This window comes from Massilia agrisoli, from assembly GCF_020831365.1.
GTDB classification, from domain to species: Bacteria; Pseudomonadota; Gammaproteobacteria; order Burkholderiales; family Burkholderiaceae_D; genus Telluria_A; species Telluria_A agrisoli.
Map to the genome: position 1 here is coordinate 32,464 of NZ_JAJHPV010000012.1, position 20,239 is coordinate 52,702.

The following is a 20,239-nucleotide window of genomic DNA, read 5'->3' on the forward strand; positions in this document are numbered from 1 at the left end:
GGATCTTGAGGTAACACACCCCATTTGATTCTGGGCCAGGAACATGCCCGCGCACATGTTGACCTGGACCGCTGGCAATAACAGCGTGGGCATCTCCAGCATTGTGTCGCGCCTGGTGCGCATGGCGACAAATTCTTGTCCACCGAAACCATTGCGGACGTGGATATTACCGCCGCGCTGAGGCATCGACAGCAACCATCGTGCCATGCCGGCGCGCGCCCGTCCATGACAGGCCGCCGCACGCGGGCAGCCTCGCACCGGCGCGCTGCACTGCCATCTGGCAGTATTCTTGACAGTGGCGGCAGTGCTGGGCGAAGATGCGCCCACCATCCGGAGCCACACATGAGCAGCCAGCCCCCCTTCCCCGCCGAGCCGAGTTTCCCTGAGGCGCAGTTGCAGTCACTGGTGTCGTTCCTCGAATATGAAACGCATCCGATGATCGTGCTCGACACGGACCACAACATCCTGGCGGCCAATACCTCGTATTTGCGCCAGTTCGGCAGTGTCGACCGGCCAGTCATCGGCCACAAGTGCTATCGCATCTCGCATCATTACGATGTTCCCTGCGACCAGGCCGGCGAGCATTGCCCACTGAAGAAGGCGCAGGAACTGCGCGGCGCCGACCGCGTGCTGCATATCCATCATACGCCGCGCGGCCCGGAGCACGTGGAGGTCGAACTGCGCCCGATTTTCGACGAGCATGGGACGATTACCGCGTATGTGGAGCGGCTGGCGACGGTGCGCAGCGCGTCGGCGCGTCCCAGCGAGGCGGGCCTGGTGGGGCGCGCTCCCGCCTTCAACCTGGCGCTGGCGGCGCTGCAGCGGGTAGCGCCGTCCTCTCTGCCGGTGCTGCTGCTGGGCGAGTCGGGCACTGGCAAGGAGCTGTTCGCCCGCGCCGTGCATGAAACCAGCGAGCGCGCCGACGGCCCGTTTGTCGTCGTCGATTGCTCCGGCCTGACCGAAACCCTGTTCGAAAGTGAATTGTTCGGTCATGAAAAAGGGGCGTTTACCGGCGCCGCGACGCGCAAGCCCGGACTGGTAGAGACGGCTCAGCGCGGCACCCTGTTTCTTGATGAAATTGGCGACATACCTCTTTCGATGCAGGTGAAACTGCTGCGCCTGATCGAGTCGGGCACCTACCGGCGCGTCGGCGGCGTCGAGACCTTGCACGCCAATTTTCGCCTGATCGCCGCGACCCACAAGCCGCTGGAAAAGATGATGGCGTCGGGCGAGTTCCGGCAAGACCTGTACTACCGCATCAGCGCCTTCCCGATTCGCCTCCCGCCCCTGCGCGAACGCGTCGACGATATCGCTTTGCTGGTTAATTCCTTCCTGCAGCGTGCCGGCGCGGGCCGGGGCAAGTTGACGATCGATCCCGCTGCGCTGGCGAGCCTGCAGCGGGGTGCCTGGCCAGGCAATGTGCGCGAGCTGCGCAACGTTCTTGAGCGTGCCAGCTTGTTCGCCGACGACGGCGTGATCCGGACGGACCACCTCACTCCAGCGCCCGCTGAAGCACTTGGCACGCCCACACTTCCCCCGCCTCGTTTCCAGAGGTGCTTGCGAGCTTCGATGGAACGCGCAGCGAATTGGCCGCCCGCCTCGGCATCAGCGAACGCACACTATACCGGCGCCTGAAGGCCGCAGGCCTGGCCTGAGCGTCATTGGCAGGCGCGCACTGCCAATGACTGCCACATGGCAGCAGTGGCAGTGTCCGCGCCTGCGTCAACTGCGCTATTTTTTGCGCAGTCCCCGCGCTAAGTGCTTGTAAATCATCCACAAACAGTTTTCCAGGGGGCTGGCACAGAACCTGCTCTTATTACTTTGCATGCCTGGGAATGCTCTTCCAGAATTCACAGGCAGGCTTAGCACATTCGAGAGGAAAACATGAAAGCAAACGTAGGAAGCATTGATCGCGCGCTGCGCATTGCCGTAGGACTTGGCTTGATCACGGCGGCATTGACGGGCGTCATCGGCGCATGGGGCTGGCTTGGGCTGATCCCACTGGCGACTGGCCTCTTTCGCGTATGTCCGGCCTACCTGCCGTTCGGCTTGAGTACCTGCCCAATGAAGAAATGACCACAGCGATGAAAGAGATTCAATGACAAACGCAAACAATAACTACAGCGAAATTACGGCATCGGTGTCGAAACAGCTGGTCACCCTGCGCAACGACATCCCCGACGTGATGAAGGGATTCGGCGACCTGGCGCGGGCGGCGACGCGGGATGGCGCCCTCAGCAAAAAAACCAAGGAACTGATCGCGCTGACCCTTGGCGTGGCCGCCCATTGCGATGCCTGCATCGGTTTCCACGTGCAGGCGCTGGTGAAGCTTGGTACCACTAAAGCCGAGCTCGAGGAAGCCCTGGGCATGGCGATCTACATGGGCGGCGGGCCGTCGGCCATGTACGCGGCCAACGCGCTGGCCGCGTACAACGAGTTCACCGCAGTGCAGTGAACATTGCCGGTTCCGGGAATCAGCGGCACGGATGTCAGAGCTGCACCTCTTGCAGATGTTCCGGAACCAGGCAATCCCATTTTAATTCATGCTTGATCCTCGACCGCAGCGCATCGGCCGCGGCCGGTTCTCCGTGAGTGATGAAGGTACGCCGCGGCGGCGTGCCAAGCGCCCCCAGCCAGGCCATGATCTCGTTGCTGTCGGCATGGGCGGACATGCTGTCGACATTGGCCACGCGCGCCCGTACCCTGATGTCCTGCCCGTGGATGCGGATGACCCTGGCGCCATCGACCAAGGCCGCCCCGCGAGTGCCGCCGGCCTGGTGGCCGGTAAACAGGATGGTGTTGCGGGGATCGTCGGCAAAGGCCTTCAGGTGATGCAATACCCGTCCGCCAGTCGCCATGCCGCTGGCCGAAATGATCACCCCAGGTCCTCCGCGGCGGTCGAGCTCCTTCGATTCCTCCACCGTGTTGATGATGGCCGCGGCGTGGCACATGGCCTGGCATTGCGCGGCGCTCAGCCGGTGGTCCATCCGGTGCCTGGCGTAGATCGCGGTGGCGTCCTTCGCCATCGGGCTGTCGAGGAAGATCGGCAGGACCTTGGGGATCGCGCCCGATTCCTTCATCAAATGCATGTAGTACATCAGGTTCTGCGCCCTGCCGACCGCAAACGCCGGGATGACCACCACGCCGCCGCGTGCGGCAGTGGCCCGAATGGCCTCGCCAAGTTCGAGCATCGGGTCGGTATGGTCGTGCAGGCGGTCGCCATAGGTCGACTCCACCACCAGGTAGTCGGTCGGCTGCAGCGGGGACGGGGCTACCATGATCAGGTCGTCCGGCCTTCCCAGGTCGCCCGAGAAGGTGATGCGGCGGCTGCCGTCGTCGATGGCGACGACGGCAGCGCCAAGGATATGGCCGGCGTGGCTAAAGTGGGCGGTCAGGCCGGCGGCCACGCTCACGTCGGCGCCGAATGGCACCGGTGCGAATTGCTTCAGCGACACGCGCGCATCTTCTTCGGTGTACAGCGGCGCCGCCGGGCTGTGCTGGCTGTAGCCATGACGATTGGCAAATGCGGCGTCTTCTTCCTGCAAGTGGCCGCTGTCGGGCAGCAGGATCTTGCACAGGTCGAAGGTCGCTTCGCTGCAGAAAATTTTTCCCCTGAACCCTGCTTTGACGAGCAAGGGAAGATAGCCGCTGTGGTCGAGGTGGGCATGGGTCAGGACCACCGCATCGATGTCCGCGGGCTTGAACGGCTGTGCCGCCCAGTTGCGCAGGCGCAGTTGCTTGTAACCCTGGAACAGGCCACAGTCGACCAGGATCTTCGAGCCGCCCGATGACAGCATGTACTTTGAACCGGTCACTGTGCCGGCGGCGCCAAGAAACTGAATACGCATCGGTGAACCTTGTATAGGGTTGCGCGAACGGAAACGATGAGCTCGCGTGACTTATAGTAGGTTCGAAATATCCTCAATTACTATGATGCAGATCAATTTCGACTGGGTTGCCGGAGCATGCCGGGGACTTCTATTTTTTTCGAGCAGCCCCGCTGGCGAATGACTCGATTTTGCGCGTCGGGCCGGAGACAATCAGCAGGTCGGCAGATTGGATGGAAGTTTCTGGCGTGGCGTGTTGAAAATCAGTGTTCGCCCGCTTGACGCCGACCACGGTCACGCCGAACTGCTCGCGCACGCGCGATTCGGTCAGCGTCTTGTTGTGCGTCAGCTGGGGCGCATGGATCTTGGCAATGGCAAAGCCATCGTCGAACTCGATGAAGTCGATCAATCGCCCGGTGATCAGGTGCGCCACCCGTTCGCCCATGTCGGCCTCAGGCATGACAACGTGGTTGGCCCCCATCTTCTTCGCCAACTGTCCATGGTCGTGGTCCATTGCCTTGACCCAGATGTCCTTGATGCCCAACTCGGTCAGCACCATCAGCGTCAACAGGCTGGCGGCGATGTCGCCGCCGATCGCCACGATGGCGTGCGAAAAGTCGGCGGCGCCCAATTGCAGCATCACACTTTCTTTGGTGGAGTCCGCCTGGACCGTATGAGTCAGCTTGTCGGCCCAGAGCTGCACGCGCTCAAGGTCATTATCGATGCCCATCACGTCATGGCCGAGCCGAACCAGCGACTGGGCGACAGTACTGCCGAAACGGCCTAAGCCGATGACCAGGACACTGTCACCCGCTGAAAACGCAAACTGTTCTGTGAAAATTCTACCCAACAATTGGATGCTCCTCGGGATAACGGTACGGCATGCGCCGTTCGACCAGTATAAGGGACGTCGCCAGGGTTATTGTTCCTATCCGTCCCAAATACATGAGTACGATCAGCACGACCTGTGCTGTCGCGGGTAAATCGGCTGTGATGCCGGTGGACAGCCCGACGGTGCCAAAAGCGGAAATGACCTCGAAGATAATGCGATCTGTCGAAAAGTCGCTGACCATGAGAATAATCATCGTGCCCGACACCACCATGGCACTACCGAGGACCAACACCGTAATGGCCTGCCGCTGCGCACTGGATCCGACACGGCGGCCGAACGCTTCGCTGTCCGGCTGGCCGCGTATCTCCGCGACGACAAGCAGGAACAAGATCGCTACCGTCCCGACTTTCACACCGCCTGCGGTGCCGGCGCTGCCCGCCCCGACGAACATCAGCAGGTAATGCAAAGCCCAGGTTTCGCGGCTGGCAACGGCAAGGTCGATCGAATTGAATCCCGCTGTCCGTGCCGATACCGACGCGAACGCCGCGGATAGCATTTTATCGGGCAGCGCCATCGCGCCGAGGGTCTTCGCATTGCTCCACTCGAAAATCAGGACGCCGATAAACCCCAGTACCAGGAGCGCGGCAGTCACCGCCAGGGTCAACTTGGTATGCAAGGACCAGCTGCGTGGCGACTTTAGCTTGGTGCGCAGGTCGAGCAGTACCGGAAAGCCGATCCCTCCCACAAAGATGGCGATCATCAATGGCAGCAGCACCAGGGCGTCCGGGGCGTAGCGCATCACGCTGTCGGCGTGAATCGAAAAGCCCGCATTATTGAAGGCGGAGACGGCATGGAACAGGCCACTCCAGGCAGCTTCGCGCCACGGGAGCGCGTATTCGAAGTGAAAGCGAAGCGCAAGGACAAGGGCGACGAGCAGCTCAGCGATGATCGCGACTTTCAGCACGAGCTTCGCGACGTTAGCGACGTCTCCCAGGCCCAATGAATGGGTTTCGGTTTGGGTAATGAGTTTCAGGCGTAACCGGGGCGACCGATTGACCATCAGCCCCAACAGCGTTGCCGCCGTCATCATGCCGAAGCCTCCGAGTTGGAACAGCGCCATGATAATTGCCTGCCCGGCCGGGGCCCAGTAGGTGCCGGTGTCGACTACCACCAGGCCGGTGACGCAGACTGCCGAGACTGACGTGAACAGGGCCACCAGGAATGGCGCCGCCCCCGATTCCGCCCGCGCGAACGGCATCATCAACAAGACAGTGCCAATGACGATAGCGCCCAGAAAGGCGAGCGCAACTACGCGTGCAGGGTGCGATAGTCGTTGTTTTATCATTCGTTGTTTTATTTGTTTGCCACCGGCATCATGAGGCCGCCATCTTACCCTACTCTGGTATGCAAAACACGCAGTTCGCGCCGGCGCATCAGCAGGTACACTGCCGGCACCACAAACATCGATAACAGCGGAGCGGTGATCATCCCGCCGACCATCGGTGCGGCGATGCGCTGCATGATTTCCGAGCCCGGACCCGTAGCGATGACAATCGGTACCAGCCCCGCGACGATGACCGCAACCGTCATCGCCTTGGGCCGCACGCGCAGCACTGCACCGTCGCGGATCGCATCAAGCAGGTCCGCCTCGCTGTGCTTGCCCTCCCCCACCCGGCCTTCCCACGTATGTTTCAGGTAGATCAGCATGATCACGCCGAACTCGGCGGCCACCCCCGCCAGCGCAATGAAGCCGACCGCACTGGCGACGGACACGTGGTGCCCCAGTGCCCACAGCAGCCAGACGCCGCCGGCCAGCGCGAACGGCAAGGTCGCCATGATCAGCAAGGCTTCGTCCACGCGCTTGAAGGTCAGGTACAGCAGCACAAAAATGATCAGCAGCGTGGCGGGCACCACCACCTTGAGCCGGGCGGCGGCCCGCTCCAGGTATTCGAACTGCCCCGACCACGACACCGAATAACCGGGCGGCAGCTTCACCTCGCTGGCGACCGCCTGCTGCATCTCGCGCACCGCCGAGCCCATGTCGCGACCCCGGAGGTCGACGTACACCCAGCCCGACAAGCGGGCGTTCTCGCTCCTGAGCATCGGCGGGCCGTCGCTGATGCGGATCGCCGCGACATCGCCCAGCACGATGCTGGCGCCGCGCGGCGTGAGCACGGGCAGCTGGCGCAGCTTCTCGATTGAATCGCGGTACTCGCGCGGATAGCGTACATTGATCGGGAAGCGCTGCAGGCCTTCGACCGTCTCGCCAATGTTGTCGCCGCCGATCGCCGACGCGACCACGCCCTGCACGTCCGCAATGTTGAGGCCATGGCGCGCCGCCGCGCCGCGATGGATGTCGACGTCGATGTAGCGCCCGCCCGCAAGGCGTTCGGCCAGCGCCGACGACACACCTGGCACCCGCTTGACGGCCTTCTCGATTTCAGCGGCGATGCGGTTGATCTGCTGGAGGTCGGTGCCGGCGACCTTGACGCCGACCGGACTCTTGATTCCAGTGGCAAGCATGTCGATCCGGTTGCGGATCGGCGGCACCCAGATGTTGGACAGGCCGGGCACCCTGACCACGCGGTCCAGTTCGGCGACCAGCTTGTCGGTTGTCATGCCGGCCCGCCACTGGTCGCGCGGCTTGAACTGGATGGTGGTCTCGAACATCTCCAGCGGCGCCGGGTCGGTCGCCGTCTCGGCGCGCCCGGCCTTGCCAAACACGCGCTGCACTTCGGGCACCGTCTTGATCAGTCGGTCGGTTTGCTGCAGCAGTTGCGCCACCTTGCCTGCCGACAGCCCGGGCAAGGCCGACGGCATGTACAGCAGGTCGCCCTCGTCCAGCGGCGGCATGAATTCGCCGCCCAGCCTGGTCATCGGCCACACCGTGACGATGGCGACCAGGCCGGCCGCCACCAGGGTCAGCTTGGGAAAGCGCAATACCTGTTCGAGCAGCGGACGATACGCGGCCGTAAGGACCCGGTTGAGCGGATTTTTCTGCTCTGCGGGAATGCGTCCGCGGATCAGGTAGCCCATCAGGACCGGAATCAGGGTCACCGCCAGGCCTGCCGCGGCAGCCATCGCGTAGGTCTTGGTGAAGGCCAGCGGCGCGAACAGCCGGCCTTCCTGCGCTTCCAGCGTGAACACCGGGATGAAGGACAGCACGATGATCAGCAGCGAGAAGAACAGCGCCGGGCCCACTTCCGCGGCGGCGTCGCCGATCACGCCCCAGTGCTCCTTTCCTTTCAGTTCGCTGCCGGGATGCGCGTGGTTCCACGCTTCGATGTGCTTGTGCGCGTTCTCGATCATGACCACGGCGGCGTCCACCATCGCGCCCACCGCGATGGCGATCCCGCCCAGCGACATGATGTTGGCGTTAACGCCCTGGTAGTGCATGACGATGAAGGAAGCCAGGATGCCCACCGGCAGCGTGACGATCGCCACCAGCGCCGAGCGCAGGTGAAACAGGAACATGGCGCAGACAAGCGCCACTACGATAAATTCCTCGACCAGCTTTTCCTTGAGGTTGCCGACCGCGCCCTCGATCAGCGTGGAGCGGTCGTAAGTGGGGATGATCTCGACGCCTTCTGGCAGGCTAGGCTTGAGCGCGGCCAGCCTGGCCTTGACCGCTTCGATTGTCTCCAGTGCGTTCTTCCCCGACCGCATGACGATCACGCCGCCGGCCACCTCGCCTTCGCCATCGAGCTCCGCGATACCGCGCCGCATTTCCGGTCCTAGCTGGATGCGCGCCACATCGCCCAGGCTGACGGCAACGCCTGCGTCGGTGGTGGCCAGGGGGATGGCAGCGAAGTCGCCCAGCGACTTCAGGTAGCCGCCGGCACGCACCATGTATTCGGCTTCACCCAGTTCCAGCACCGAGCCGCCGCTTTCCTGGTTGGCCTTCTGCACCGCGTCGATGATGGCGCCGTGGGCGATGCCATACGCGCGCATCTTTACGGGATCGAGCACGACCTGGTACTGGCGCACCATGCCGCCGATGCTGGCCACTTCTGCCACATTCGGCACCGTCTTCAGTTCGTACTTGAGGAACCAGTCCTGCAGCGCGCGCAACTGCGACAGGTCCATCCTGCCGCTGCGGTCCACCAGCGCATACTCGTAGACCCACCCTACCCCGCTCGCGTCCGGGCCGAGCGCGGCCACGGCCTGGCGCGGCAGCCGCGACTGCACCTGGCTCAGGTACTCCAGCACCCGCGAACGCGCCCAATACGGGTCGGTGCCATCTTCGAACAGCACATAGACGAAAGAATCGCCGAAAAACGAGTAGCCACGTACCGTCTTGGCGCCCGGCACCGACAGCATCGTGGTGGTCAGCGGGTAGGTCACCTGGTTCTCGACGATCTGTGGCGCCTGCCCGGGATAGCTGGTGCGGATGATCACCTGGACATCGGACAGGTCCGGGAGCGCGTCGAGCGGCGTGCGCTGCAGCGACCAGATTCCCCATGCGGTGAGCATGACGGTGGCCAGCAATACCAGGAAACGGTTGCCGATCGACCAGCGGATCAGGCCGGCGATCATGGCTGGCCACCCTGGCTTTTCTTGATGCCGGTGAGCTTGTATGCCCCGTCCTCTGTCTCGCGGAATTCAAACTGCACGGTATCGCCCACCTTCAGCGCCGCCGGCAGGCCGCCCTCGGGCGCCTGGAATCCCATCGTCATCGCCGGCCACTGGAGGGTCGCAACAGGGCCGTGCGACAGGGTGATTTCGTCTTTGGCGAGGGCTTCAATTTTTCCTTGCGCGCTGTGGACCGCGCCGGCCGCGGGCTTTGGCGTCGCCTCCATGCGCAGCGCCGTGCCGCGCAGGCTCGCCTCCGAATCGATCAGGAACTGCCCCGAGACGACGACCTTCTGCCCGGCTTCGAGACCTTTGCGAACCTCGGTCTGGCCGTCCGCCTCAGCGCCGGTCTCAACGTCGACCGGCTGGAACCTGCCTTCGCCCTGCGCCACCATGACGACGGTGCGCGTGCCGGTCCGGATCAGCGCTTCGGTCGGGACGGCCAACACCTGCGCAGGCGCGGATGGACTGAACTGCAGGGTCGCGAACATGCCCGGCACGAGCCGGTGGCCGGGGTTGGGCAGCTCCACCCGCGCGGTCAGGGTGCGCGTTGCCGTGGCCACCTGCGGCAGGACCGCGCTGACCTTGCCCTTCAAGACAGCGCCCGGCAACGCAGCCGCGCGCACGTCGACCGCGTAGCCCGGGCGCACCTGCGCGGCCAGCGATTCGGGCAGCTCCGCGTTGACCCAGACCGTGTCGAGACCGTTGATCCGGAACATGGGCGCGCCCGTCGAAACTGTCGTCCCCTCGCGCACGTTCAGCTCGGCGACGATCCCGCCAGCGGGCGCGCGCACGGTCAGGCGCGGGTGCACCTTGCCGCTCGCATCCACCTGCCGGACCTGGGACTCGCTCATGCCCGCCAGGCGCATCCGCTGGCGCGCGGCGTCGACCAACTGTGCCATGTCGCTACCCTGCATGCGTTTGACGGCGAGGAATTCCTCCTGCGCCGCCACCCATTCCGGGACGTACAGCTCGGCCAGCGGCTGGCCCTTGCTGACCGCATCGAGCGGCGCCCGCACCAACAGCTTTTCAACGTAGCCATCGCTGCGCGCCTGGACCAGCGCGACGTCGCGCTCGTTGTACGCGACGCTGCCGACCGCCTCGATGGCGCGCGCGAGGGTTCCCAGCCTGACTTCGGCGGTACGGACCCCGAGGTTCTGCTGGACCCGGGGATCGATCGACACGCCGCCCTCCGCGGCGCCCTGGCCGCCGGCATAGACGGGCACCAGCTCCATGTCCATGAATGGCGACTTGCCCGGCTTGTCGAAGCGCTGGCCGGGCACCATCGGGTCGTGCCAGTACAGCACTTTCTTGTCGGCGGCAGCGGGGGCCGCGGCGGGCGCGTGTGCCATGCCCTGCTGCATGCCGAGAATGTACAGCCCATAGCCGGCGCCGGCCAGGACAGCGGCGGCCAGCGGCAGGAGGATCTTCTTCTTGGTGTTCATTGTTCTGCCTTGCTGGCGGCGCTGTGCCGCGGGAAGATGAAATGAAGCTTGGCCCACAATTGGGCGGCGTCGGCCTCGGCCTGGAGTGCCTCGAGGCGTACCGACAACTCGGCGCTGCGGGCCGCCAGCACGTCGCCAAGCGAGGCTTTGCCACCCCGGTATGCCGCCGTCTGTGCCGCTGTCCGCGACAGCGCCAGCGGGATCAGTTCGCCCTCGTAGCGGGCCAGCCGTTCGCGGCTGGTGCGCCAGTCATTGAGCATTTCGCGCACCTCGGCAAGCTGGTCGAGCAAGGCGTCGTCGCGTTCGGCTTTTGCCTGCTCGACTTCGGCCAGCCGTGCCGACAACTCGCGGTCCTGGCGGTTTTTCTGGTCCCATTGCAGCGGGACCGATGCGCTGACCGACAGCATGTTGGAGTACGCCGCCCCGCGCTGCTGGAAGGCCACTTCGACGCTCCAGTCCGATTTCCTGTCGGCCTGGGCCAGTTTCGCCTCAGCCACGCCGATGGCTTCGCGGCTGGCCAGCACCGCAATGTGCGGGTGCTGCGCCAGCAGGGACTCGATTGCATGCGGGTCGGGTGCGGTGGCGCTGCTTGCGGGCGGTGCCGCGAGCGGGCGTTGCGCGCTATCGCCTAATCGGCGCGACAGCTTGAGCTTGGCGTTGTCGATGCGGCGGCCAAGTTCGCTCGCGCGGTCGGCCAACACCACCAGGGCGCTGCGGGCGCTCAGGATATCGGCCTGGGAGCCGCGCCCTGCCCGGTACGCGGCCTGCGCGGCCTCGACTTCGCGCTCCGCCTCCCTGGCCTGTTCCGCCACCACGCCGGCCATCGACTCCGCATAGGAACGGTCGAACCAGGCCAGCGCGGTCGCGCGCTCGATGTCCGCCATCGCCACGGCTTTTTCCGCCGACGCCTTGTCGGCTTCACGCTCGTAGCGCTCGGCGCGCAGGCGCCGCTTGGCGGGGGCGGTCAGCTCCTGCATCAGGCCGATACGGCGCTGGGTCATGAAATCGCGTGTCGTACTGAACTGGTCGGGGCCGTCAATGGGCAGGTTGTCGAGTCCGATCGTGAGCACCGGGTCAGGCAGGCGCCCGGCTGCGACCGCCCTGGACTGCGATGCCTGTGCGGCGAATTCCTTTGCCGCGACCAGCCGCGAACGCTCTACGGCAAGGCGGGTGGCTTCTTCCAGCGTGAGCGGGGCGTCGATGGCGAGCGCCCCGCCGCACAGCGTGCCAAGCAGGATGAAACCCAGGGCGCGCGCGGCCCGGGTGAAGTGGGATGACATGAAACCTCCGGATGCAATGGATACGTCGCCGGCGCAAGCGCGCGGCGTTCAGGAAACAAGGCAAGCGGGAGGATCAAATGCGGAAACAGCAGTGGCGAATCGCGAGCGGCGGCGCTGTCGCGTGGGTCAGGAAAGTAGCGTGCGTGCGGCCGACAGGTACCGCATGGCTGGTCGCCAGCGGACTGACCTGCAGGCCGAAACCGACGGCGAGGAAAGGCTGCAGCGGCGGGACCGCTGGCTTGTCGAGCGACTGGTCGCCCACCTGTCCATACGCATGGCACAGGCTCGGCTGCACCGGGTCCATGTCGGTGCAACCCGGCATGCTGTCATCGGCCATCGCGGCGGCCATCGTCTGGCCACCTGCCCCGGCACCCAGTGACGGGCAGGCGTACGAGGCCACAGCAAGCTGCATGAACAGGATGCTGAACAACGCAATGAACGTCGCAATCAGGCGGGATGGGCGGGAAATCTTCATGGTCGGGGGCGATGCTACAACGCTGCCATCATCGCGTCAACCCGCCGATGAGTTGGCCGCGGCTGGTTCAACTGATATAATCGGGACAGTGTTCCAAGGATTCATTGTGCGACGAATCATCTGTATCCTGCTATTGATGTGCCTGCCCCTGCAAAGCTTTGCTCTGCAAGGCGGCGCCGCCATGTTCGGGACGAATGTCAGCATGGAACACGAAATCGCCCACGATGGCCATGTTCCACACCATCACGATGGTGACGGTTCGCTGCACTACGACGATTCCGAAGAATCGTCCGAGCATGTGCAGGACCATTCCAGCTGCACCCAACCTGCCGATCTCTCGGTGCCGAAACAGCCAGTCGCACCTGAACAGCTCGTTTCATTGCTGAAGACCGAGTTTTCGCGCTTCATTCCCGATCCCTACCTGGACGGGCCGCTTCGCCCTCCTGCCCCAGCCCTCGGCTAAGCTGCCGAGGGACCGATTGCCCACGTAATCGACCCGCCCGGGCCGCAACTTCGCGTTGCGCCTGAGCGCTCGCCCTCGGTGATTGTTTTTGATCACCTGATGGAGAAAACATGCGCGCCCGTCGCCTGTCTTTATATATTGCGGGTGCTGCGATCGTCTTGCCGTGCCTGGCAAGCGCAGCACCGCCCGCGAACCTGAAAACCGTTGTAGAACATGCCTGGTCACGCTCAGCCGAGGTCAGGACGCTGGAAGCGCGCCAGGAGGAAGCTGCCGCCGCGCGCTCGACCGCCCAGTCCTGGATCGCTGGAAACCCCACCGTTGGCCTGGCCCAGCGTAACGACCGCTCGCCGAGCCTGCGCGACCAGCGCGAATCGGAACTGTCGGTGTCCGCGCCCTTCTGGCTGCCCGGGCAAAAGTCCGCGCGCCAGGCGTGGGCGGCGCGCAGCACCGACGAAGTCGCCGCGCAGTTGCTGCAAGCTCGCCTTGCCGTGGCCGGCGAAGTGCGCATCCGGTTCTGGGAAGCGGCCGCCGCCCGCGAGGTGCTGGCAGAGAAAGATGACCATCTCCACCACCTGGAGCAGTTTGCGGACGAGGTGCAGAGCCGGGTAAAAGCCGGCGACCTGGCCCGTAGCGACGGCCTGCTGGCGCAGCAGGAAGTGCATGCCGCCGTGGTGGCGTTGGCGATGGCGCGCTCCCAGGCGGCCCAGGCGCTGGCGCGTTATCAGGTGCTGACCGGAACTGCCGAGCTTCCTCCGCTCGAACCGGAACCGCTGCGTGAGCCGGCCGATGGCGTCAACGCACGGCTCGCCGCCGCGCGCGCCACCGAGTCGCGGGCGCTGGCAGGACTGCGGCTGGCGGAGGCGACGCGCAGCGAATCGCCCAGCCTTGCCGTGTCGCTGAGGCACGAGACTGAAAACAACCTGGCCGAACCGAACCGCAGCATTGGCATCGCACTGCAATTTCCAATCGGTAGCAAAGCGCGCAACCGCCCAGCAGAATCGCTGGCCCAGACCCAGCTGGCCACGGCTGCTGCCGAAGCGGCGCAGGCCGCAGCGACGGTCGCGTCCGACGCCGCGCTGGCGCGCGAGCAGGTAGCCCACGCCGAAGCGGCCCTGGCGGCGGCGACCAGCCGCGCGGCGGCCATGCACGAACACAAGGCACTGCTGGAAAAATCATTCCGCCTTGGCGAGAGCAGCCTAGCCGAGGTGCTCCGTTCAAATGCGCTTTCCCATGAGGCCGACGTGGCCGTTCGCCAGCAGCGCGTCGCGCTGGGCGCGGCACACGCGCAACTCAATCAAGCTCGAGGACTTCTTCCGTGAAATACCTACACATACTCCTGATTACATTGTGCGTCATGGCGCCAGCATTTGCCTCCCCCGGCGCACACGGCCCCAACGGCGAACACCTCGACGGTCCTGCCGCCACCGCCAGCGGCAGTGCAGCCCCGCGCGTGGAAACGTTCACCGAAGCGTTTGAACTGGTCGGGCAGTTGTCCGGCGGCGAGTTGTCGGTGCTGATCGACCGGTATGAAACCAACGAGCCCGTGCTGAACGCCATCCTTGAAGTCGAGCACAAAGGCTTGAAGGCCCAGGCCAAGTTCCACAAGGATATGGGCGACTACGCCATCGACGACCCGAAGCTGCTTGCGGCACTGTCGAAGCCCGGTTCGCACCCGCTGCTGTTCACCCTGGTCGCCGGCGACGAGAGCGACCTGCTGGAAGGCACCCTGGTCGTGAGCCCCGAACAAACACATGAACCTGAGCGTTCTGGCGCATGGCCATGGCTTATCGGGGCCGCCATCGCGGCTGCAATCGTTGCCGCCATCGCATTTGTACGCCGCCGCCAGAATCGGAAGGGAAATTGACCATGAATACCGTCCAACTCCGTTTCGCCGCCTGCGTGTTTGGCGCGATCCTGTCGCTTTCCGCCGCCGCTTCTCCAGGCGCGCATGGCCCGAATGGCGAACACCTCGACGACCAGGCCGTAGGCACGGCCGGTGGCCTGGCCCGCCTGCCCGACGGCAGCGTCAACGTGCCGAAGCTGGCGCAGCGGCGCATGGCCATCCGCACACTGATGGTCCAGGAAGGCGAGCATCCGCTGACCGTGCAGCTGAACGCGCGCGCCAGCATCGATCCGAATGCTGGCGGCCGGGTCCAGGCGCCCTTCTCCGGGCGCATCGAGCCCGGTCCCGACGGGCTGCCCGTGGCCGGACAGCAGGTGCGCAAGGGCCAGGTGCTTGCACGCATCAGCCCGGTAAGCGACGCCATCGAGCGCGGCAACCAGGCCGCCCAGCTGGCTGACCTGCGCGCCAACCGCGCCTTGCTGGCGCGCCGCGTGCAGCGCCTTGAGTCGCTGGAAGGCACGGTGCCCGCCAAGGAAATCGAGGCGGCAAAAGCTGAGCTGTCCAGCATTACGGGCCGCGAGCGCGCCGTCGCCGGGTCGATCAGCGGCGTGCAGGCCATCATCGCGCCGGCCAGCGGCGTGATTGCCAGCGCGTCGATCCTGAATGGCCAGATCGTCGAGTCGCGCGATGTCCTGTTTGACATTGTCGATCCGCAGCGCATGCTGGTGGAAGCCATGGCCACCGACGCCACCCTTGCCGGCCGGATCAGCGAAGCCACGCTGCTCCAGTCGCCCGAAGTCAAGCTGACCCTGCTTGGCGGCGCGCGTGCCCTGCGCGACGGCGCCCTGCCGCTCAATTTCCGCGCCGCCGGCAACGATGTCGGCCTCGCCGTGGGCCAGCCTGTCACGGTCCTGGCCAAGCTTAGCACCAAGGTAAAGGGCATCGCACTGCCTGCCGAAGCGCTGGCACGCAACCCTGCCAATGAGACGGTGGTGTGGATCAAGTCGGGCGCGCAGCGCTTCATCGCCTTGCCGGTGGAAGCCAGGGCGCTCGACGCACGCACCGTGGTGGTCACCAAGGGGCTGAGCGCAGACAACCGGGTGGTGGTGTCGGGCGCGGCGCTGATCAACCAGATCAGGTAGCCGCCCATGTTCAATTCCATTGTTAGTTTTAGCCTGAGAAACCGGCTGTTTGTACTGGCCGCCGCCCTGATGCTGATGATCTACGGCGGCTACACGGCCTGGCGCACACCGGTCGACGTGTTCCCCGACCTGAACAAGCCAGTCGTGACGGTGCTCACCGAGGCAGGTGGCATGGCGCCCGAGGAAGTCGAGCAGCTGGTGTCGTTCCCGATCGAGACGGCGCTCAACGGCATGCCGGGCGTGACCCGGGTGCGCTCGGTCTCCGGCGTCGGCCTGTCGATCGTCTACGCCGAGTTTGACTGGGGCACCGACGTCTATCGCAACCGCCAGCTGGTGTCCGAGCGCATCGCCCTCGTCAAGGAACAACTCCCCGGCGATATCGCGCCGATGATGGGGCCGGTTTCCTCGATCATGGGCGAAATCATGCTGATCGCCCTGCCGATCGACGTTGCCGTGACCGACCCGATGAAGGCGCGCGAGTACGCCGACTTCGTCCTGCGCCCACGCCTGCTGTCGATTCCCGGCGTGTCGCAGGTAATTCCGATTGGCGGCGAAGTGCGCCAGCTGCGGGTCGAGCCGGATACGGCGCGCATGGCCCAATTTGACGTTTCGCTCGACCAGGTCAGCAACGCGCTACGTGGGTTCGCCGCCAATACCAGTGGCGGCTTTATCGACCTCAATAGCCGGGAATACCTGATCAGGAACCTGGGACGCACCAACAAGCTCGAGGACGCCAAGGGCCTGGCGGTTGCTTACCGCAACGGCACGCCGGTGCTGCTGGAGCAGGTAGCCAGCGTGCGCTACGCGGCGGCGTTCAAACGCGGCGACGCCGGGCTGAACGGCAAACCCGCCGTCATCCTCAGTATCCAGAAGCAGCCTTCGGGCGACACCGTGCGCCTGACGCGCGACATCGAAACCGCGCTCGCCGAGCTGAAACAGGGGCTGCCCAAGGGAATGGCGCAGCCTGTCGTGCTGTTCCGGCAGGCCAACTTCATCGACTCGTCGATCGGCAACGTGGTCGAAGCCCTGCGCGACGGCGCCATTTTGGTGGCCATTGTGCTGTTCGCCTTCCTGCTCAGCGTGCGGACCACGCTGATCTCGCTGGTCGCCATCCCGCTGTCGCTCGGCGTGACGGCCCTGGCCTTCCACCTGCTTGGCCAGTCGATCAACGTGATGACGCTGGGCGGGCTGGCGATCGCCATCGGTGAGTTGGTGGACGATGCGGTGGTGGACGTGGAGAACATCATGCGGCGCCTGAAGCAGCGCGCCGAGAGCGGGCTGTCCGTGCTCGAAGTGATCTGGCGCGCATCGGTCGAAGTGCGCTCGGGCATTGTGTACGCAACCATCATCGTGGTGCTGGTGTTCGTGCCCCTGTTCGCGCTGCCGGGCATCGAGGGCCGCCTGTTCGCGCCGCTTGGCATTGCCTACATCGCGTCGATCCTCGCGTCGATGCTGGTGTCGATGACGGTGACGCCGGTGCTGGCGTATTACCTGCTGCCGCGCATGAAGCGCCTGCACAAGGGCGACAGTCCGGTCGTGCGCAAGCTCAAAGCGTGGGACAGCGCCGTCCTCAACTGGTCGTTCGGCCGCATCCGCGCCATCCTGGCGCTTGCCCTGATTGCCGTCGTGGCCGCGGCGGCGTCGGTGCCGTTCTTCCCGCGTGCATTCCTGCCGCCGTTTAACGAAGGTTCGCTGGTGATGGGGATGACCTTTACGCCGGGCACCTCGCTGGCCGAGGCGAACCGCATGGGCGCGCTCGCGGAAACCCTGATCGGCCAGGTGCCCGAGGTGACCAAGGTGGGTAGGCGCACCGGACGCGCCGAGCTCGACGAACATGCCGAAGGGGTGCATTCGTCCGAGCTCGACATCGACCTGGAGCCGTCGGAGCGCAGCCGCGAGGAAATCATGGCCAGCATCCGCGCGCAGCTGTCAGGCATTCCCGCTTCGGTGGCGATCGGCCAGCCGATTTCGCATCGCCTCGACCACCTGATGTCCGGTGTCCGCGCCCAGATTGCGCTGAAGATCTACGGCGATGACCTGGATACGCTGCGCGGACTGGCTGACGGCTTGCGTTCGGGCCTGTCGACGGTTCCGGGCCTGGTCGACCTGTCGGTTGAACGGCAGGTGCTGATTCCGCAGATTAAGGTGCACGTGGACTACCGCAAGGCGGCGCAGCACGGCCTGGCAACAGGACAGGTACTGGCCGCGCTGGAGTCGCTGGCGGAAGGTACGCGCGTGACCCAGATTATCGATGGCGCGCGCCGCTTCGACCTGGTCGTTCGCTTGTCTGATGCCAACCGCACGCCGCAGGATATGGAACGGGTCATGATCGACAGCCCGGCCGGGCGCATCCCGTTGTCGGCCATTGCCACCGTCGAGGAAGGCGATGGCCCCAACCAGATCGGGCGCGAAAACAGCCGCCGCCGCATCGTCGTGTATGCCAATACCGACGGCAGCAACATGTCCGACATCATTGCCGATGTGCGCAAGGCGGTGGCAAGCGCCAGGCTGCCAGATGGCTACTTCGTCAGTATCGAAGGCCAGTTCCAGGCGCAGGAGCAGGCCCAGCAGCTCATCGTCGGGCTGTCGCTGGCGTCCTTGCTGCTGATCTTCCTGGTGCTGTACACGCGCTACCGATCGTCGACGCTTGCACTCATCATCATGGGCAATATTCCGTTTGCGCTGGTCGGCAGCGTGATCGCGATGTGGATCGCCGGCGTGTCGCTGTCGGTGGCCTCGATGGTCGGCTTCATTACGCTGGCGGGTATCGCTACGCGCAATGGCATCCTGAAGGTCAGCCACTACGTCAACCTGTGTAAATTCGAGGGCGAGACGTTCGGCTGGCCAATGATCGTGCGCGGCTCGCTGGAGCGCCTGACCCCGGTACTGATGACAGCGCTGGTCGCGGCCTTCGCGCTGCTGCCCCTGCTGCTGGCGGCCGACGCGCCGGGCAAGGAAATCCTCCATCCGGTGGCGGTGGTCATCTTTGGCGGTCTGGTCAGTTCAACGGTGCTGGACTCGCTGCTGACGCCGCTGATCTTCTGGCTGGTGGGACGTAGACCGCTTGAGGTGCTGGTGGCGTCGAGCGAGCAGGAAGCTTTTTAACCATATGGGCCGGGTGGCGGCGCCCTATCCGAGCCGCCACATTCTGGAGAACTGAAATGAAGAAACTGATTGCACTCGCAGCTGTAGCAACCACCCTGGCCTTATCCGGCAACGTAATGGCGCATGGCAGCAAAGCCAAGCACGGCGGCATCGTGCAGACTGCCGGCGACATCTCGTTTGAACTGGTCAGCAAGGACGGGAAGGCGACGATTTACGTCGACGATCACGGGAAAGAGCTGCCAATGGCGGGCGCCAGCGGCACATTGACGGTCTTGAAGGGCACGCAGAAAACCGCAGTGCCGCTGGAAGCCGCCGGCGGCAACATGCTTGTAGCGAAAGGCGACACCGTCCTTGCGAAGGGCAGCAAAGCTGTCGCCGCCATTACGTTCGCCGACAAGAACGTCGTCAGCGTCCGCTTCTCGGTCAGGTAAGGAGGCGGCTATTTCCCAGCGAGTTGTTCGAACAAGCCGTCCAGGTCCGACGCGCTGAAGGTTGGCGCGTGCGCCAATGGAAACACCTGGTTGCCCGCGCGTTCGATAAAGGCGGTCTGCATGCCGGCCCAGGCGGCGCCGGCGACATCCCATGCGTGCGCCGCAACCAGCATGCAATCTCCCGCAGGCACGCCCATCTCGCTCGCCGCCCACTGGTACACATCGCGGTGAGGCTTGAATTTTGCCGGCGTTTCCACGCTCAGCTGGCGTTCGAACAGATCGGCAATGCCGGCATTGTCGAGCTGGGCCCGGCAGGCCGCGGTACTGGAATTGGTCAGCGTCGCCATGCGAAAACCCGCCGCCTTGAACCGTTCGAGCGCGCCGCGCACATCGGCATGTGCAGGCAGGCTGAGCATCGGCTTCAATGCTTCCTTCGCCTCAGCGGCGCCCAGCACAACCTCACGGTTTTTCGCCATCATCTGCAAGGTGGCCGCACCAATCTCCCCCAATGGCTGGTACTGGCCGCTGACAGTCATCACCAGCGAATACTGAAGCATTGTCGTGAACCACAGGCGGGACGCGCCATTCTCGAGCAAGACAGCGTCGACGCTCTCCTCCAGCGGCTGCAGGTTGAGCAAGGTTTCGTTGACGTCGAAAAGGAGGACGCTGGGACGGCTGGGCATTGGTTGGTTCAAGATCATTCTCCTGATGTCGTCAGTCAGTTAAGCGGGGAATTCTGTTGTAGCGCGGGCCTTGCCGTGCGGTCGGTTACCTCCCGCACGTTCGGGCTCAAGCACTTGCTGAAATCGTGTTTAGCCACGCGA

Annotated in this window: 17 protein-coding genes and 1 pseudogene; 10 read left to right on the top strand and 8 right to left on the bottom strand. The window is 64.7% G+C overall.

Going from position 1 to position 20,239, the window contains the following annotated elements:
* Window positions 1-342 precede the first annotated feature (342 nt).
* From LMJ30_RS07540 to LMJ30_RS07550, 4 genes and pseudogenes are all read left to right on the top strand, one after another.
* Window positions 343-1,539: pseudogene (locus LMJ30_RS07540) on the top strand (sigma-54 interaction domain-containing protein); the annotation flags it as partial.
* A 14-nt stretch (window positions 1,540-1,553) separates the two neighbouring features.
* Window positions 1,554-1,655 (top strand): helix-turn-helix domain-containing protein, encoded by a 102-nt coding sequence (locus LMJ30_RS21855; protein ID WP_371872985.1) that lies wholly within the window; start codon window positions 1,554-1,556, stop codon window positions 1,653-1,655.
* Between the two features lie 229 nt (window positions 1,656-1,884).
* Window positions 1,885-2,076 (top strand): YgaP family membrane protein, encoded by a 192-nt coding sequence (locus LMJ30_RS07545; protein WP_229431727.1) that lies wholly within the window; start codon window positions 1,885-1,887, stop codon window positions 2,074-2,076.
* Window positions 2,077-2,098: 22 nt separating this feature from the next.
* Entirely contained in the window at window positions 2,099-2,455 is a 357-nt protein-coding gene (locus LMJ30_RS07550; protein ID WP_229431728.1) for a carboxymuconolactone decarboxylase family protein, read from the top strand.
* 34 nt (window positions 2,456-2,489) lie between these two features.
* On the opposite strand, the gene LMJ30_RS07555 is transcribed toward LMJ30_RS07550, so the two are convergent.
* From LMJ30_RS07555 to LMJ30_RS07585, 7 genes are all read right to left on the bottom strand, one after another.
* On the bottom strand, window positions 2,490-3,848 hold the full coding sequence (locus LMJ30_RS07555) for an MBL fold metallo-hydrolase RNA specificity domain-containing protein (RefSeq protein ID WP_229431729.1): 1,359 nt from the start codon (window positions 3,846-3,848) through the stop codon (window positions 2,490-2,492).
* A gap of 130 nt (window positions 3,849-3,978) precedes the next feature.
* Complete coding sequence (locus LMJ30_RS07560; RefSeq protein WP_307729234.1) at window positions 3,979-4,680, bottom strand: potassium channel family protein; 702 nt, start codon at window positions 4,678-4,680, stop codon at window positions 3,979-3,981.
* Window positions 4,670-6,004 (bottom strand): TrkH family potassium uptake protein, encoded by a 1,335-nt coding sequence (locus LMJ30_RS07565; RefSeq protein WP_229431731.1) that lies wholly within the window; start codon window positions 6,002-6,004, stop codon window positions 4,670-4,672. The genes LMJ30_RS07560 and LMJ30_RS07565 overlap by 11 nt, the downstream gene beginning before the upstream one ends.
* A gap of 44 nt (window positions 6,005-6,048) precedes the next feature.
* Complete coding sequence (locus tag LMJ30_RS07570; protein WP_229431732.1) at window positions 6,049-9,195, bottom strand: efflux RND transporter permease subunit; 3,147 nt, start codon at window positions 9,193-9,195, stop codon at window positions 6,049-6,051.
* The gene (locus LMJ30_RS07575; RefSeq protein ID WP_229431733.1) at window positions 9,192-10,676 is read right to left on the bottom strand and encodes an efflux RND transporter periplasmic adaptor subunit; all 1,485 of its coding nucleotides are present in this window, start codon (window positions 10,674-10,676) and stop codon (window positions 9,192-9,194) included. Before LMJ30_RS07575 ends, LMJ30_RS07570 begins: the two co-directional genes overlap by 4 nt.
* Window positions 10,673-11,956 (bottom strand): TolC family protein, encoded by a 1,284-nt coding sequence (locus tag LMJ30_RS07580; protein WP_229431734.1) that lies wholly within the window; start codon window positions 11,954-11,956, stop codon window positions 10,673-10,675. The genes LMJ30_RS07575 and LMJ30_RS07580 overlap by 4 nt, the downstream gene beginning before the upstream one ends.
* Before the next feature lie 73 nt (window positions 11,957-12,029).
* Window positions 12,030-12,368, bottom strand: a complete 339-nt coding sequence (locus tag LMJ30_RS07585) for a hypothetical protein (protein ID WP_229431735.1) — start codon at window positions 12,366-12,368, stop codon at window positions 12,030-12,032.
* Here LMJ30_RS07585 and LMJ30_RS07590 point away from each other — a divergent pair.
* From LMJ30_RS07590 to LMJ30_RS07615, 6 genes are all read left to right on the top strand, one after another.
* Window positions 12,367-12,894: a hypothetical protein gene (locus LMJ30_RS07590; protein ID WP_229431736.1), complete on the top strand. Its 528-nt coding sequence runs from the start codon at window positions 12,367-12,369 to the stop codon at window positions 12,892-12,894. The genes LMJ30_RS07585 and LMJ30_RS07590 overlap by 2 nt on opposite strands.
* Window positions 12,895-13,004: 110 nt before the next feature.
* Window positions 13,005-14,213, top strand: a complete 1,209-nt coding sequence (locus LMJ30_RS07595; RefSeq protein ID WP_229431737.1) for a TolC family protein — start codon at window positions 13,005-13,007, stop codon at window positions 14,211-14,213.
* Window positions 14,210-14,758: a hypothetical protein gene (locus LMJ30_RS07600; RefSeq protein ID WP_371872986.1), complete on the top strand. Its 549-nt coding sequence runs from the start codon at window positions 14,210-14,212 to the stop codon at window positions 14,756-14,758. Before LMJ30_RS07595 ends, LMJ30_RS07600 begins: the two co-directional genes overlap by 4 nt.
* A gap of 2 nt (window positions 14,759-14,760) precedes the next feature.
* Window positions 14,761-15,879 (top strand): efflux RND transporter periplasmic adaptor subunit, encoded by a 1,119-nt coding sequence (locus tag LMJ30_RS07605; protein WP_229431738.1) that lies wholly within the window; start codon window positions 14,761-14,763, stop codon window positions 15,877-15,879.
* 6 nt (window positions 15,880-15,885) lie between these two features.
* Window positions 15,886-18,984 (top strand): efflux RND transporter permease subunit, encoded by a 3,099-nt coding sequence (locus LMJ30_RS07610; protein ID WP_229431739.1) that lies wholly within the window; start codon window positions 15,886-15,888, stop codon window positions 18,982-18,984.
* Between the two features lie 56 nt (window positions 18,985-19,040).
* Window positions 19,041-19,415: a hypothetical protein gene (locus tag LMJ30_RS07615; protein WP_229431740.1), complete on the top strand. Its 375-nt coding sequence runs from the start codon at window positions 19,041-19,043 to the stop codon at window positions 19,413-19,415.
* An 8-nt stretch (window positions 19,416-19,423) separates the two neighbouring features.
* On the opposite strand, the gene LMJ30_RS07620 is transcribed toward LMJ30_RS07615, so the two are convergent.
* On the bottom strand, window positions 19,424-20,110 hold the full coding sequence (locus tag LMJ30_RS07620; protein WP_229431741.1) for a haloacid dehalogenase type II: 687 nt from the start codon (window positions 20,108-20,110) through the stop codon (window positions 19,424-19,426).
* Window positions 20,111-20,239 lie beyond the last annotated feature (129 nt).

Bases quoted from the DNA above. Each gene is read 5' to 3' on its own strand.
- LMJ30_RS07605 (WP_229431738.1), top strand. From the start codon at position 14,761: ATGAATACCGTCCAACTCCGTTTCGCCGCCTGCGTGTTTGGCGCGATC.
- LMJ30_RS07585 (WP_229431735.1), bottom strand. From the start codon at position 12,368: ATGCAGCTTGCTGTGGCCTCGTACGCCTGCCCGTCACTGGGTGCCGGG.
- LMJ30_RS07570 (WP_229431732.1), bottom strand. From the start codon at position 9,195: ATGATCGCCGGCCTGATCCGCTGGTCGATCGGCAACCGTTTCCTGGTA.
- LMJ30_RS07580 (WP_229431734.1), bottom strand. From the start codon at position 11,956: ATGTCATCCCACTTCACCCGGGCCGCGCGCGCCCTGGGTTTCATCCTG.
- LMJ30_RS07565 (WP_229431731.1), bottom strand. From the start codon at position 6,004: ATGATAAAACAACGACTATCGCACCCTGCACGCGTAGTTGCGCTCGCC.
- LMJ30_RS07610 (WP_229431739.1), top strand. From the start codon at position 15,886: ATGTTCAATTCCATTGTTAGTTTTAGCCTGAGAAACCGGCTGTTTGTA.
- LMJ30_RS07555 (WP_229431729.1), bottom strand. From the start codon at position 3,848: ATGCGTATTCAGTTTCTTGGCGCCGCCGGCACAGTGACCGGTTCAAAG.
- LMJ30_RS07550 (WP_229431728.1), top strand. From the start codon at position 2,099: ATGACAAACGCAAACAATAACTACAGCGAAATTACGGCATCGGTGTCG.
- LMJ30_RS07545 (WP_229431727.1), top strand. From the start codon at position 1,885: ATGAAAGCAAACGTAGGAAGCATTGATCGCGCGCTGCGCATTGCCGTA.
- LMJ30_RS07575 (WP_229431733.1), bottom strand. From the start codon at position 10,676: ATGAACACCAAGAAGAAGATCCTCCTGCCGCTGGCCGCCGCTGTCCTG.
- LMJ30_RS07590 (WP_229431736.1), top strand. From the start codon at position 12,367: ATGAACAGGATGCTGAACAACGCAATGAACGTCGCAATCAGGCGGGAT.
- LMJ30_RS07595 (WP_229431737.1), top strand. From the start codon at position 13,005: ATGCGCGCCCGTCGCCTGTCTTTATATATTGCGGGTGCTGCGATCGTC.
- LMJ30_RS07615 (WP_229431740.1), top strand. From the start codon at position 19,041: ATGAAGAAACTGATTGCACTCGCAGCTGTAGCAACCACCCTGGCCTTA.